We start from the raw sequence: 14,655 nt of genomic DNA, 5'->3' as shown, positions 1-14,655 counted from the left end.
GCCCTTTTAAACAAATAGCGACTTCAGTCGCTATTTATCATTACTTCTCTTGTTTCTGCTTAAGCATATGCATAATAAGCCTAATAAGCGTTTCTTTTTGTTTCGGATCAGATTCTGCCACTAATAAAGTGAGTGCTGCAAGCCCAGTATCATTGATAACAGGATGCCCATTATGATCCAACAAACGCCCATTTCTATGTAAGAAATCCACAAATAAAAATGCACCACTACGTTTATTACCATCTGAAAAAGGATGATTCTTGACGACAAAATAAAGTAAATGTGCCGCTTTTGCTTCAATGCTTGGATAAGCGGGCTCACCAAATACACTTTGATCTAAATTGCCTAAAATCGCAGATAAGCCATTATCTCGTTCACGTCCAAACAGATCACTTGCTTCACCTTTTGCCATCAGCTGTGATTTTAACTCTGCTAGTGCAGAACAGGCTTCGGCATAAGTCGGTAATGTACCGCCTTGCTGTGTTTGTGGTTCGCTAAGTAAACCTTCATCATATTGTTGTAGCCATAAAAACGTATGCGTATAACGGCTGACAATATCCACTAATCCACGACCGCTTTCTAGCGTTAATTCCGATGAATTTGCCGTTTTTTGAATAAGTGCAAGTGCTTGCTCTAATTCGCGTGCATTTTGCTGTAAACGTTTTTGGTTAATGGTATAGCCTTGAGTCAGATATTCTTTTAAACGTACAGTTGCCCAAATTCTAAATTTAGTACCTAAAATAGAATTAACTCTATAACCCACAGATATAATTACATCAAGATTATAGTATTCAATTGTTCGATTAATTTGTCTTTTGCCTTCAATTTGAACTGTTGCATTTTTTGCAACAGTTGCTTCTCTATTTAACTCGCCATCAGTATAGATATTGCGTAAATGACGTGAAATAACGGACTTATCTCGCCCAAATAAATCAGCCATCTGCTGTAAACTTAGCCAAACGGTGTCATTTTCAAATCTTACTTCCACTTGCGTTGTGCCATCTTGAGCTTGGTAAATTTCAATCGGATTTTGGTTATTCATATTATTTTCCTTGATAAGTTATATGTATATATAAACAGATAAATATACATATTGCAATACGGATAATCTTATTTGCAAAAGATCTCCTAAAAATAACCGCTTGTAACATTCGCTAACGACAAGAAATGTCGCTTCCCTTCCTATAATTTTTCCATAAAAGAGAGATTTTTTACTTTTTACAAGACGCTTAAGCCCTTTCTATATAAACAACACAGGAGAAAAATTATGGCAATGAAAGTCACTTTTAAACGTGAACCGCTTTTTGAGGATGTAAAAAAATTTGTGCAACAACAAAAGTTTGCCTCTTGTTCGATGATTCAACGCAAATTTAGTTTGGGCTTTAATCGAGCAGGGCGAATTGTAGAACAACTAGAAGAAGCTGGAATTATTTCACCAATGAAAAATGGACAGAGAAAAGTATTATGAAAAATGACTTAAATTATGCAGTGGAACTTATCCGCAAGGCAGACGGCATTTTAATTACTGCCGGGGCTGGAATGAGTGTGGATTCAGGTTTGCCGGATTTTAGAAGTGTCGGTGGGTTTTGGAATGCCTATCCAATGTTTAAAGGGCGCAATATCAATTTTGAAGATATTGCGACGCCATTGGCTTATGAAACCCATCAAGAGTTAGCTTATTGGTTTTACGGGCATCGTTTGTCGCAATATCGTGCAACAAGTCCGCATGAAGGTTATCAAATTTTGAAACGTTGGGCAGAAAGCAAACCGTATGGTTATTTTGTTTTTACAAGCAATGTGGATGGGCATTTTCAGAAAGCGGGGTTTGAAGAAGGGCGCATTTATGAAGTGCATGGCACACTAGAGCGTTTGCAGTGTGTGCATAATTGCCGAGATTTAAGTTGGTCAGCAAAAGAATTTCAACCTGTGGTGGATAATGAAAACTTGCGCTTATTGAGTGAGCCGCCTCGTTGCCCTTATTGTCAGCGTTTAGCAAGACAAAATGTGCTTATGTTTGACGATTATTTTTACAGCAGTAATTATCAAAATTTAAAACGAAATAAGCTCGATTTATGGTTAAAAGAAGTGCAAAATCTCGTCGTCATCGAACTGGGAGCGGGGAAAGCCATTCCAACTGTGCGTCGCTTTTCTGAACGTACGGCGAAAGCCAAAAAGGGTGGATTTATTCGCATTAACCCACAAGATGCAGGCGTGCCGAAAATGCATTTTTTAAGTCTCGAAATGAAGGCGTTAGATGCCCTAAAAGCGATTGATCGCCTTCTAAATCCTTCTCAACAAGCGGTTGAATAATGGAAAATTTTTGCGAAATTACCTTCTGTCAACAAATTGGCAGCAACAAGCGACACAACCAAGATGCCCTTTTTAATGGCGAGGCGGTGTTTCAATATAAACTCAAAACGGCCGAAAAACGCCTTGAAAACCGACCGCACTTTATTGTGGGCGTGGCAGATGGTATTTCCAATAGCAATCGACCTGAAAAAGCGAGCAAGTTGGCAATGCAATTATTAAGCCAAATGGGAAGTTTAAGCCGTCAAACGATCTACGATTTACAATCCAGTTTATCAGCAGAATTAGCGGAGGATTATTTTGGCGCAGCAACCACTTTTGTGGCGGCTGAAATTGATCAAACAACCCGTAAAGCCAAAATTCTCAGCGTAGGCGATAGCCGTGCTTATTTGATTGATGCACAAGGTAAATGGCAACAAATCACGCAAGATCATTCTATTCTGTCTGAATTATTAACTGATTTTCCCGATAAAAAAGAGGAAGATTTTGCCACTATTTATGGCGGTGTTTCTTCTTGTTTAGTCGCCGATTATTCCGAATTTCAAGATAAAATTTTTTATCAAGAAATTGAAATTCAAAAAGGGGAAAGTTTATTACTGTGTTCTGACGGATTAACAGATGGTCTTTCAGAAGAAATGAGAGAAAAGATTTGGAAACAATATGATAATGATAAATCAAGATTGACGGTGTGTCGTAAATTAATTGCGAAACAAATAGCTTATGATGATTTATCAGTTATAATTTGTACGTTTTAATTAACCTAAGGAGCCTATATGGCAAATAATATCAATCAAATTGTTGATTCTTTAATTTCTATCAATCAAGTGATAGAAAATTTTAGAGTACAACGAGAAAGAACTGAACTATACGATTCTAATCGTTTTAATCCGTTTCAATTTTTACGAACGGATGAGATGGGATTGTCTAAGATTCTTGCATTTTTATTAGATCCAACAGAAACACATGGGCAAGGTGATTTATTTCTAAATAGTTTTTTAAAATTTATTGGTAAGCGCCAGTTTCTGGCTTATGAAAAAGTAAATATCTATCTCGAAAAAACAACTAAAAAAACAACTAAAAAAACAACTAAAAAAACAACTAAAAAAATATCTACTGGAAATCGCCGTCATGATATTTTTATTGAGGGTTTATTAAATAACAAAAGATCCTGGGTAATTTCTATTGAAAACAAATTACAAGGAGCGATTGATCAAGAAGATCAGATGGATGATTATAATGAAGATCTTAAGAATTATACCGCTGACTCTTATTTTCTTATTTATCTTCCTATATTTAGTAATAATCCACCAGAAATATCTATTTCTGAAAAGGACTGGGTTGAATTAATGAGTAATAAGAAAGCAATGGTGTTATCTGCAAGTATGCTCATAAAGTGGCTTGATAATACTGTAATTATTGCACCAGCTGTAAAACAATTTTGTAATGATTTTAAGAAATTTTTAAGTGAGGATATTATGCGAAATACTCAGGATACAAATGATCTGGTTACTTATTTATTGGATGATGAACAAGCATTAGATTCAGCTTTAAAGATCATTGATACAACTAATATATTGTATGAGGAATTAGGAGATATATTGGTTGAACAGTTATCTGAAAAATTTGAACGTTATTACCCTGCATTAAAGGCATTTAAATTTAAATGTAGTAAGATTAATCATCATTCTAATTCGCTATTTGGTATTGCAATTAAGAGAGAGGGGGTTAAATTTGGCATTGCAATTCAATTTGAAAAAACATGGCTTCAAGGTTGTCATTATGGTTTTTATTGCCATAAAAACGTTCATCCTAAATTATATAAATATTTACATGATTGCTTTGCTGCTCTTAGAGATAATACTGGTCTTAAAGCGAATCAGTGGTGGATTGGACGGAAAAACTTCGATGAAGATTATATAAATTGGGATTCTGAAGTTTTGGTAAAAATTACAACTGGGGAGCTAGCTAATTATATCTTTGAACACTGGAAGCCTTTATTAGAGTTTTTTAATTCTCATTTGAGTGAAATTAAGAGAATAGTTAGCTGATTTCTAACGACACCTTTTGTCGCACCTCTCACTAAAATACTCCTTATCAACCCAGTAAGGAGTATTTTTTATGTCCGAATATAAGTTAAATCCACCGACAGTGTCTTCTTATACTGAAAATATGATGCTTAAAGTTTTATTTGAGCATAAAGGTTTTTCTGAAGTGTTTCGGGAGAGTAGTTGGCGAAGTGATGAAATTGCCAGTGCGTTTGGGCTGCCTGAAGAATTAGAGAATGATAAAAATTTACGCACGGTTGCTCGTCGGCTTTTAAAAGAACGTTATAAAACACTCCAAAAATCCACCGCACTTTTATCGGACTTATGGAAACAAGCTTATGAAAATTTAGCAAGTTTGGCAGAATTTTTGCAGCTGAATCCCGTTGAACAGGAACTTCTCCGCTTTGCCATGCATTTACGCAGTGAAGGACCTATGCAAGATTTGTTTAAGTGCTTGCCTAAATCGGATTTGCAAAGAACGGCTGCGCTCATGGCGGATTTACTGAAACAGCCGAAAAATGAGATTCTGTCCGCCTTAAAGAAAGGCAGTAAACTCGATGCTTATGGGCTAATTGATCGGAATTATCGCCTAGATGGTGTGCAAGATTATTTAGCGTGGGGCGAAACCTTAGATTTTGATGAATTTGTAACACAGCCTCTAAATGAATATGCGCTGTTGAAATCTTGTACAGAAATACCTCAAGTGCCAAGTTTGCAACTGGATGATTTTGCACATATTGCTAGCATGAAAGATATGATGTTGACTTATTTGCAACAGGCACTAAAACATCATCAGAAAGGTGTGAATCTTTTAATTTATGGCGTGCCAGGCACCGGTAAAACTGAATTTGCCGGGGTGCTTGCTCAGGCATTGGAGATTTCGGCGTATAACATTACTTACATGGATTCTGACGGTGATGTTGTGAAGGCAGAGCAACGTTTGAATTACAGTCGTCTTGCTCAAACGTTATTGAACGGCAAGCAGGCACTTTTAATTTTTGATGAAATTGAAGATGTGTTTAACGGCTCGCTCATGGAGCGTTCTGTTGCACAAAAAAATAAAGCATGGACAAATCAGTTGCTGGAGAATAATAACGTGCCGATGATTTGGTTATCCAATTCGGTACACAGCATAGATGCGGCTTTTTTGCGTCGCTTTGATTTTGTGTTTGAAATGCCGGATTTACCGCTGAAAAATAAATCGGCGTTAATTTCGCAGCTGGCAGGCGGTAAATTAACGGCGGAATACGTGCAGCATTTTGCCAAAGTGCGGTCACTTTCACCGGCGATTTTAACGCGCGTGTTCAATGTAGCAAATGCGGTTGATAACGGCAAAAAAGCTTTTTCTGAGGTTTTGCTTGCGCTCTTTAATGAAACCTTACAGGCACAAGGCAAAAAGAAAATTGAGCCGCTTGTTTTAGGCAAAACCGACTATAACTTGGATTATGTGGCTTGTAATGACAATATTCATCGTATTAGTGAAGGGTTAAAACAGTCGAAAAAAGGGCGAATTTGTTGCTATGGTCCGCCAGGAACAGGGAAAACTGCTTGGGCAGCATGGCTTGCGGAACAGTTGGACATGCCGCTGTTGCTAAGACAAGGCTCTGATCTGCTTAATCCTTATGTGGGCGGGACAGAACGGAATATCGCACAAGCTTTTGAACAAGCGAAAGCCGATAATGCATTATTGGTGCTAGATGAAGTGGATACGTTCTTATTTTCTCGAGAAGGCGCAAATCAAAGCTGGGAGCGTTCACAAGTAAATGAAATGCTAACGCAAATTGAACGTTTTGAGGGATTGATGGTGGTTTCAACAAACCTGATTGAAGTGCTTGATCCGGCAGCATTACGGCGTTTTGATTTAAAATTGAAGTTTGATTATTTAACGCTGCCACAACGCTTAGATTTTGCTAAACAACAAGCAGAAATTTTAGGGTTGCCGTTGTTATCGGAAGAGGATTTAAGTCAGATTGAATCGCTTAATTTGCTGACTCCAGGCGATTTTGCTGCAGTGGCTCGTCGTCACCAATTTTCGCCTTTTCAAAAGGTGCAAGATTGGTTAATTGCACTGCAAGGCGAATGTGAAGTGAAACCCGAGTTTTCTGCAACAACAAGACGGATAGGGTTCTGTTAACTCAAAATAAAACCTCCACAAGGAATTTGTGGAGGTTTTTTAGCTCATTCTATAGTGTTTTGTACTTCGTAATCTTTACCTAATGCATTTGGTACAATAGAGAAGGTACAAGAAATACCATCTTTAGCGTAAGCAAATGGCAATTTAGCATCGGGGTTTGTAAAATTTTATTCTTTTTTGACCACTTGTATTTATTTAAGCTGGATATTTTTTCTTCAAAGTATCAAATAATTGGCGGTATTCCGTTTTATTACGTTCTATTTTTTGATTTATTTCCATCGCTTTTGCGCTTGTTTTTTTTGCATATCCATCATTCTCAACAGCTTTTTCAGTATCTAGTCTGTTTTGGATAAAGAGCGTTCTCAATCTGCTAACTTCGGGATCTTCAATCTCTAAGCTATTCATTTTTTGAATTTGCTTACTATGAATTTCCTTAAGCCATTTAAGCATGCTTTTTTGTTTTTGCGCTTTATCGCCAGTTAGATGTCTATTTTCAGCACGGTAATTGTGTGCTTCATGAATGAATTGGTCATCTAAATGTACTGCCATTCTTACAAATTGTGCAAACTCGTATTTTGCGTTGGCAAAGTTATCAGGCTTAGGGCTACTACATGCACTGACAATCAATACCAGAAAAATCATTTGAAGTAATTTCATTTTTAATGCTTCCTTAATATGTAAAAACCATTGAACTAAATCAATAAAAAATACCCCTCGAGGTGAAACTAGCATTTTCTGCAATGACACGACGGATTGGGTTCTAATTAAAGTGCGGTCAAAATTTTCATTATTTTTTGACCGCACTTTTTATTCTCCTGTCAGCCAACTTGCGAGCAAAATAACGATGGTGAAAATAGCGAACCAAATAAGGTGAAGTTTAGTGCTTTTTCGATTAATTTCGGCATTATGCTGGCGTCGTTCTTCGAGTTTTTGTTTGTAAATTTCAAGATCTTCTTTAAAAGAAAAACCACAATTTGGACAAAATTGAGCGGATTCGCTGATTTTTTTACGACATTCAGGGCAGCGAGTAATAGCCATTGATGATCCTTTTTTAATTATTTGAATTTATGAGCTTATTGTAAGTGAAAAAAGCGTAATGATAAACGTGATATAGATCACAAATTTGAAACATTGTAAAAATTAAAATTTTGATTTTGAGAATTTTAACTTAGAATACCGCCGACGAAGTCTAGTATATGGCTAGATTTCGGTATTCATTTATTCCTGAGGAGTATTTTTTATGTTGTGGTTTTTCTTCTGCGTGGCGTTATTGCTTGCAGGTTATTTCTTTTATAGTCGAGTGATTGAGCGCATTTTTGTGATCAATCCAAATCGTCAAACGCCAGCGTATGCCATGAATGATGGCGTTGACTATATGCCAATGTCTAAAACCAAGATTTGGTTAATTCAATTGTTAAACATTGCTGGTACAGGCCCAATCTTTGGTCCAATTCTTGGTGCGTTATACGGACCAGTTGCAATGCTTTGGATTGTAGTGGGTTGTATCTTTGCTGGTGCGGTACACGATTATTTCTGCGGAATGTTAAGTGTGCGTAATGGTGGGGCATCTATGCCAAACCTTGCAGGTAAATATTTAGGTCGTCCAGTTAAAGCATTCATTAACGTATTAGCTGTTGTGCTTTTATTATTAGTAGGTGTGGTATTCGTAGCAAGTCCTGCTCAATTAATGGGTACGATCACTATGGACGTATTCGGTGCAGCTGCAGGTAGCATTTCTATTAGCAATGCGGAAGAAATCCATCAAGTAGCTGAAGCAGGTGGTATTACCGTTTGGGGTATGGATAAAGCGACTGTTATCAGTGTTTGGACTGCTATCATCTTCATTTACTATATTCTTGCGACATTACTTCCAGTTGATAAAATCATTGGCCGTATCTATCCGTTCTTCGGCGCATTATTGCTATTTATGTCTGTGGGTATGGTATATGGTTTAGTCAGTGCAGATCTTAGCTCAGCGGATCCAATTTCTTTCTATCGTTCTGTGGACGGTATGTCTTTTGAGAAATTCTTCCAAAACTTTGAAACCCGTGCAGATTTACCATTATGGCCACTCTTGTTCTTAACCATCTCTTGTGGTGCATTATCTGGTTTCCACGCAACACAAAGCCCGTTAATGGCGCGTTGTACTGAAAACGAAAAAGAAGCACGTTTCATTTTCTACGGTGCGATGATCGGTGAAGGTGTGATTGCATTAGTATGGTGTGCGGTTGGTTTAAGTTTCTATGATTCTTTACCAGACTTATTAGCTGCAATTAAAGCAGGTTCTCCTTCTAAAGTGGTTTATGATTCTTCTATCCACTTCTTAGGTTTTGTCGGCGGTATTTTTGCAGTATTAGGTGTGGTTGTTCTTCCTATTACATCAGGCGATACAGCATTCCGTGCGGCACGTCTTGTTATTGCAGAATTCTTCAACTTAGAGCAAAAAACCTTAGCTAAACGTTTAATGATTGCTGTTCCATTATTTACGCTTGGTTTTATCGTATCAAAAATCGACTTCTCAATCTTATGGCGTTACTTCACTTGGGCAAACCAAACCACAGCAATGGTAATGTTATGGACTGCAGCAGCATACTTATACCGTTATAATAAATTCCACTGGGTATGTACAATCCCTGCGGTATTTATCAGTACAGTATGTTTCACTTACCTAGCATACAACAAAATTGGTTTCGGTTTAGACTATCAATTATCTGTTTATATCGGCTTAGGTTTAACAGCTCTTTGTTTAGTATTATTCTTCACACAGCTTAAACCATTAGGTGCACGTGACGAAGAAGCTTATGTAAATAACTAGTCAAATTGAGTTAAAAATTGAAAAACCGTTTGAGGAAAACCTCAAACGGTTTTTTTATTTATTTTATTACCAAAATTTACCAATCTTTACGTTTTAATTGCTTGCAAGTTAAGGCTACAACCGATAAACTTACACAAAGTGGTGAAAAGTGGAATTTTGTGGAGAATTCTGCTAATTTTTCTAAAAATAAACGTTTAAAGGTAGAAAAATGTTTCGTGGTGCAGCAGCGGTAAATTTAGATGCGAAGGGTCGTGTAGCGATTCCTACTCGTTATCGCGCTGAAATCATGGAAAAGAACCAAGGCCAAATGGTTTGTACCGTTGATATTCGTCAGCCTTGTTTATTGCTTTATCCTTTAGATGAGTGGGAAAAAATCGAACAAAAACTACTTTCACTCTCCAACTTTGACCCAAATCAACGCCGTTTACAACGTGTTATGCTCGGTTATGCCACTGAATGTGAAATGGATGCCCAAGGTCGTATTTTATTAAGTGGTCCATTACGTCAACACGCAAAATTAGAAAAAGGCTTAATGTTGGTAGGGCAGTTGAATAAATTTGAAATTTGGAGTGATACCGAATGGTATGCACAAATTGATGAAGATATCGAAATTGGCTCAAGTGCTGAATTCGGAGCTTCTGAAGAACTAAAAATGCTGTCATTATAGAACAGCAGCACTAGCAGGATAAGCGGTGCTTGCGCCGCTCTATCTTCTCTTTATCGATTTTGATTTAACGTTTACTTATGACTATGCAAAATTCCTTTTCTGCACCTGAACATATCACGGTTTTGCTTCATGAAGCGGTGAATGGTTTGGCGTTGAAAGAAAACGGAATTTATATCGATGGTACCTTTGGTCGTGGTGGTCATTCTCGTCTAATTCTCTCCCAGCTTTCTGAAAATGGTCGTTTAATTGCTATTGATCGCGATCCTCGTGCCATTGCTGAAGCTGAAAAAATTCAAGACCCTCGTTTTCATATTGAACATAATAGCTTTTCTCACATTCCAGACATCTGTCAAAAACTCGATTTAGTTGGTAAAATTGACGGCATTTTGCTGGATTTAGGGGTGTCATCTCCACAGCTTGATGAAGCTGAGCGTGGTTTCAGTTTTATGAAAGATGGTCCGTTAGATATGCGCATGGATACCACACAAGGTTTATCAGCAGCAGAGTGGCTAAAACAAGTATCCGTTGATGATTTAACTTGGGTGTTAAAAACCTTCGGCGAAGAGCGTTTTGCAAAACGAATAGCCACTGCCATCGTAGAATTTAATAAAAGTGCGGTTAAAAATGGCACAGAATGCTTGAGTCGTACTTCTCAGCTCGCTGAATTAATTGCTCAATCTGTTCCGTTTAAAGATAAACATAAGCATCCAGCGACTCGTAGTTTCCAAGCCATTCGAATTTATATTAATGCGGAATTAGATGAGTTAGAAAGTGTATTAAATTCTGCATTAGATATGTTGGCCCCTGAAGGGCGTTTATCGATTATCAGTTTCCATTCACTTGAAGACAGAATGGTAAAACATTTCATGCGTAAGCAAAGCAAAGGCGAGGATATTCCAAGAGGCTTACCACTACGTGAAGATCAAATTCAACGTAATCAAAAGTTAAAAATCATTGGTAAAGCGATTCAGCCGAGTGAGGCAGAAATTTCGGCAAATCCACGTTCAAGAAGTGCGGTTTTACGTATTGCGGAAAGGGTGAAATAAGATGTTAGAAAATAGCGAACGTTATCCTTTACAACATATTCTCGTTGAAGATATTTTTTCTTCTAATAAATTAATTGTCGTCTTACTTTTATTAATTTTAGCTTCTGCAATGGGCACAATTTGGATGACGCATCAAACACGGGGCCTAATTTCTGAAAACGGGCAGTTGGTATTACAACACCAAGCCCTTGAAAACGAATATCGCAATTTACAATTACAAGAAGCAACCGAAAGTGATAATACAAGAGTTGAATCCATTGCGATTGGTACATTAAAAATGCAACGTGTTCAAAGTGAACAAGAAGTAGTTATTTTTGAATAGGGATTTTGAATAAAATGGTTAGATTTAATTCCTCTAAGAAACCAGGAAAGCCAAAGAAAACAATTAGAAAATTGGCTCAACCTGCGTCAGTAAAACCAAACAAACCGAAAATGGTGTTTGAGAAATGTTTCCTTCGTGGTCGTTATCTCATCGCGACAAGTTTTATTTTCTTAGGCTTAGGCGCATTAGTGGCTCGTGCTGCTTATGTGCAATCTGTTAATTCTGAAACCCTATCTGGTGAAGCGGACAAACGTTCATTACGTAAAGATGATGTCCTCTCTGTTCGTGGTTCAATTTTAGATCGTAACGGTCAATTGTTATCGGTGAGTGTGCCGATGAGCGCGATCGTGGCTGAACCTCGTTTAATGTTAAAAGAAAATGCATTAGAGGATAAAGAACGTATCAAAGCCCTTGCTAACGAATTAAATATGACACCTGCTGAGTTGGTGAAAAAAATTGAGAAAAATCCAAAATCAGGTTTCTTGTATTTAGCACGTCAAGTAGAAGCGGGCAAAGCAAATTATATCCGTGACCTCAAAATTAAAGGTATTTCATTAGAAACTGAACCACGTCGTTTTTATCCACGTGTAGAAGAAGCGGCTCAATTAATCGGCTTTACCAATATTGATGGTAAAGGGATTGAAGGTGTTGAGGCGAGCTTTAACTCAATGCTAGTGGGTAAAGACGGTGCGCGTGTTGTACGTAAAGACAAACGTGGTAACGTGGTTGAGCATATTGCAGATGAGAAAAAATACGATGCACAAGATGTGACCTTAAGCATCGATGAAAAATTGCAATCCATGGTGTATCGCGAAATCAAAAAAGCGGTAACTGAGAACAAAGCTGAATCTGGTACTGCAGTATTGGTAGATGTGCGTACGGGTGAAGTGTTAGCAATGGCAACAGCGCCTTCTTACAACCCAAACAACTTGGCTAATGTTAAAGATGAATTAAAACGTAACCGTGCGATTACGGATACCTTTGAACCAGGTTCAACCGTAAAACCTTTCGTTGTTTTGACCGCACTTCAACGTGGCGCAGCGAGACGTGATGAAGTGATTAATACAGGTTCATTTACTGTGAGTGGTAAAGAAATCGTGGACGTGGCACCTCGCCCACAACAAACCTTAGATGAAATTTTGATTAACTCTAGTAACCGTGGTGTGAGCCGTCTTGCGTTACGTATGCCACCTTCTGCATTAATGGAAACTTACCAAAATGCGGGCTTAGGTAAAGATACAGAGTTAGGCTTAATTGGTGAACAACGTGGTGTATTAAATGCAAACCGTAAACGTTGGGCTGATATCGAACGTGCTACTGTAGCTTATGGTTATGGTATTACTTCAACACCATTACAAATTGCGCGCGCTTATGCGACTTTAGGTAGCTTCGGGATTTATCGTCCGCTTTCTATCACAAAAGTCGATCCGCCAGTCATTGGTCAACGTGTATTCTCTGAGAAAATCACGAAAGACGTAGTGGGTATGTTAGAAAAAGTCGCGATCAAAAATAAACGTGCGATGGTTGAAGGTTATCGTGTTGGTGTGAAAACAGGTACAGCGCGTAAAATTGAAAATGGTCACTATGTTAATAAATATGTGGCATTTACAGCGGGTATTGCACCAATTAGCGATCCACGTTATGCATTAGTTATTTTGATTAACGATCCGAAAGCAGGGCAGTACTATGGTGGTGCGGTATCTGCACCGGTGTTCTCTAGCATTATGGGTTATACCTTACGTGCTAATGGTATTGCACCAGATGCAGAACCAACAGAAAAAACAGCAAGACGTACCGTTCGCTTAAGCGATCAAAAATTTGAAAAAATGAATTAAGAAAAGGCAAAACAATGAAAAAATTGACCGCACTTTTTGATCTTCCGGTGCTTTCAGACATTAATGTGAAGGCGATGGTGTTAGATAGCCGCAAGGTTACCCAAGGTGATTTGTTTGTGGCAGTAAAAGGGCATCGTTTTGATGCGAGTCAATTTGTTCCTCAAGCCATTTGTTCTGGTGCAAGTGCGATCGTTTTAGAAACAGATTTAGAAAATGAGCATTTAAGCATCCAATGGCAAAATAATGTGCCAGTGATTCATTATTATCATTTATCTGCCAATCTTTCTGCATTGGCAGGTCAATTTTATGAACATCCTTCCGAAAAACTAACTTTAGTTGGTGTAACTGGAACAAACGGTAAAACCACAGTTTCTCAATTATTAGCCCAATGGGCAACGCTATTCGGCCATAAAGCCGCTGTCATGGGCACCATTGGCAATGGTTTATTAGGTCAAGTTAAAGAAGCCAAAAATACCACAGGCTCAGCTGTTGAAGTTCAAGAAAACCTTGCTGATTTTGTAGAGAATGGGGCAGATTTTGCTTCTATCGAGGTGTCTTCACATGGTTTAGTTCAACACCGTGTTGAAGCCCTTAAATTTAAAGCCGCTATTTTTACCAATTTAAGTCGTGATCATTTGGATTATCACGAGACAATGGAAAAGTATGCAGAAGCTAAAAAACGCTTTTTCGTTGATTTAGCCCCCGAATTACAAATTCTCAATGCTGATGATCCAATTGGGGCTGCGTGGTTAAATGAATTACCAAATGGTATTGCCGTCAGCTGTCGCCCAGATTTTCAACCAACTTCTAAACAATGGCTTTATGCAACACAGATTCGTTTCACTCACGAAGGTGCGGTGATTGATGTTGCTTCAAGTTGGGGTAATGGCACATTACATAGCCCATTAATTGGCGCTTTTAACGTGAGTAATCTGCTGTTAGCCACGGCTGTTTTATTGGCTTTAGGTTATTCTTTCGACGATCTTATCCGTACTGTTTCACAGCTAAAAGGGGTAAATGGAAGAATGGAATTGATTAAGAAAGCAGGTAAACCAACGGTTATCGTTGATTATGCTCATACTCCAGATGCATTAGAAAAGGCATTAAATGCCGCGCGAGAACATTGTAAAGGCAAACTTTGGTGCATCTTTGGTTGTGGCGGTGATCGTGATGCAGGCAAGCGTCCGCTGATGGCAAAAGCGGCTGAGCAGTTTGCAGATTTAGTGATCGTAACCCAAGATAATCCACGCACAGAAGACCCAAATAAAATTGAAGCAGATATCCTTACGGGTTTTAGTCGAATGGAAGATGTTGGTGTGATTCCTGATCGCGAAGAAGCCATCAAATTTACCATTGAGAATGCGGTTGAAAATGATGTGATTGTGATTGCCGGTAAAGGGCATGAAAACTATCAGATCATTGGGGATAAAACACTTCATTTCTCTGATCAAGAAGTGGCTGAAGCCTATTTAACGAAAAAATAA

At 38.1% G+C, this 14,655-nt stretch carries 14 protein-coding genes; 11 read left to right on the top strand and 3 right to left on the bottom strand.

Annotated elements, in window-relative coordinates:
- Positions 1 to 40 precede the first annotated feature (40 nt).
- A complete protein-coding gene (gene rhuM, locus QP437_RS04030) occupies positions 41 to 1,042 on the bottom strand; it encodes a RhuM family protein (RefSeq protein ID WP_285267029.1) in 1,002 nt (333 codons plus the stop codon).
- A gap of 225 nt (positions 1,043 to 1,267) precedes the next feature.
- Here rhuM and QP437_RS04025 point away from each other — a divergent pair, with 225 nt between their 5' ends.
- The 5 genes from QP437_RS04025 to QP437_RS04005 all read left to right on the top strand — a co-directional run bounded on the left by QP437_RS04025 (position 1,268) and on the right by QP437_RS04005 (position 6,486).
- Positions 1,268 to 1,468: a DNA translocase FtsK gene (locus QP437_RS04025; RefSeq protein WP_285267028.1), complete on the top strand. Its 201-nt coding sequence runs from the start codon at positions 1,268 to 1,270 to the stop codon at positions 1,466 to 1,468.
- Positions 1,465 to 2,310, top strand: a complete 846-nt coding sequence (locus QP437_RS04020; RefSeq protein ID WP_285267027.1) for a Sir2 family NAD-dependent protein deacetylase — start codon at positions 1,465 to 1,467, stop codon at positions 2,308 to 2,310. Before QP437_RS04025 ends, QP437_RS04020 begins: the two co-directional genes overlap by 4 nt.
- Positions 2,310 to 3,062, top strand: coding sequence for a PP2C family serine/threonine-protein phosphatase (locus tag QP437_RS04015; protein ID WP_285267026.1), 753 nt, complete (start codon positions 2,310 to 2,312; stop codon positions 3,060 to 3,062). The genes QP437_RS04020 and QP437_RS04015 overlap by 1 nt, the downstream gene beginning before the upstream one ends.
- 18 nt (positions 3,063 to 3,080) lie before the next feature.
- Positions 3,081 to 4,355 (top strand): PD-(D/E)XK nuclease family protein, encoded by a 1,275-nt coding sequence (locus QP437_RS04010; protein WP_285267025.1) that lies wholly within the window; start codon positions 3,081 to 3,083, stop codon positions 4,353 to 4,355.
- 70 nt (positions 4,356 to 4,425) lie between these two features.
- On the top strand, positions 4,426 to 6,486 hold the full coding sequence (locus QP437_RS04005) for an ATP-binding protein (RefSeq protein WP_285267024.1): 2,061 nt from the start codon (positions 4,426 to 4,428) through the stop codon (positions 6,484 to 6,486).
- Positions 6,487 to 6,681: 195 nt separating this feature from the next.
- Here QP437_RS04005 and QP437_RS04000 read toward each other — a convergent pair whose 3' ends face one another.
- Together QP437_RS04000 and QP437_RS03995 are read right to left on the bottom strand one after the other, a co-directional pair.
- Entirely contained in the window at positions 6,682 to 7,233 is a 552-nt protein-coding gene (locus QP437_RS04000; RefSeq protein ID WP_285267023.1) for a hypothetical protein, read from the bottom strand.
- Positions 7,234 to 7,293: 60 nt separating this feature from the next.
- On the bottom strand, positions 7,294 to 7,524 hold the full coding sequence (locus QP437_RS03995) for a zinc ribbon domain-containing protein (protein WP_285267022.1): 231 nt from the start codon (positions 7,522 to 7,524) through the stop codon (positions 7,294 to 7,296).
- A gap of 202 nt (positions 7,525 to 7,726) precedes the next feature.
- Here QP437_RS03995 and QP437_RS03990 point away from each other — a divergent pair, with 202 nt between their 5' ends.
- The 6 genes from QP437_RS03990 (at position 7,727) to murE (ending at position 14,655) form a co-directional block, all read left to right on the top strand.
- Positions 7,727 to 9,301, top strand: a complete 1,575-nt coding sequence (locus tag QP437_RS03990; RefSeq protein ID WP_285267021.1) for a carbon starvation protein A — start codon at positions 7,727 to 7,729, stop codon at positions 9,299 to 9,301.
- A gap of 208 nt (positions 9,302 to 9,509) precedes the next feature.
- Entirely contained in the window at positions 9,510 to 9,968 is a 459-nt protein-coding gene (mraZ, locus tag QP437_RS03985) for a division/cell wall cluster transcriptional repressor MraZ (protein ID WP_005696540.1), read from the top strand.
- Between the two features lie 77 nt (positions 9,969 to 10,045).
- The gene (rsmH, locus tag QP437_RS03980; RefSeq protein WP_054418165.1) at positions 10,046 to 11,014 is read left to right on the top strand and encodes a 16S rRNA (cytosine(1402)-N(4))-methyltransferase RsmH; all 969 of its coding nucleotides are present in this window, start codon (positions 10,046 to 10,048) and stop codon (positions 11,012 to 11,014) included.
- Position 11,015: 1 nt separating this feature from the next.
- Positions 11,016 to 11,336, top strand: a complete 321-nt coding sequence (gene ftsL, locus QP437_RS03975; RefSeq protein ID WP_005696538.1) for a cell division protein FtsL — start codon at positions 11,016 to 11,018, stop codon at positions 11,334 to 11,336.
- 14 nt (positions 11,337 to 11,350) lie between these two features.
- Complete coding sequence (locus tag QP437_RS03970; protein WP_014065026.1) at positions 11,351 to 13,171, top strand: penicillin-binding transpeptidase domain-containing protein; 1,821 nt, start codon at positions 11,351 to 11,353, stop codon at positions 13,169 to 13,171.
- A gap of 14 nt (positions 13,172 to 13,185) precedes the next feature.
- Positions 13,186 to 14,655: a UDP-N-acetylmuramoyl-L-alanyl-D-glutamate--2,6-diaminopimelate ligase gene (gene murE / locus QP437_RS03965; protein WP_285267020.1), complete on the top strand. Its 1,470-nt coding sequence runs from the start codon at positions 13,186 to 13,188 to the stop codon at positions 14,653 to 14,655.

It is taken from the genome of Haemophilus sp. UMB1048 (genome assembly GCF_030218125.1).
Classification (GTDB): domain Bacteria; phylum Pseudomonadota; class Gammaproteobacteria; order Enterobacterales; family Pasteurellaceae; genus Haemophilus_D.
This window is presented reverse-complemented; position numbering and strand designations above follow the sequence as displayed.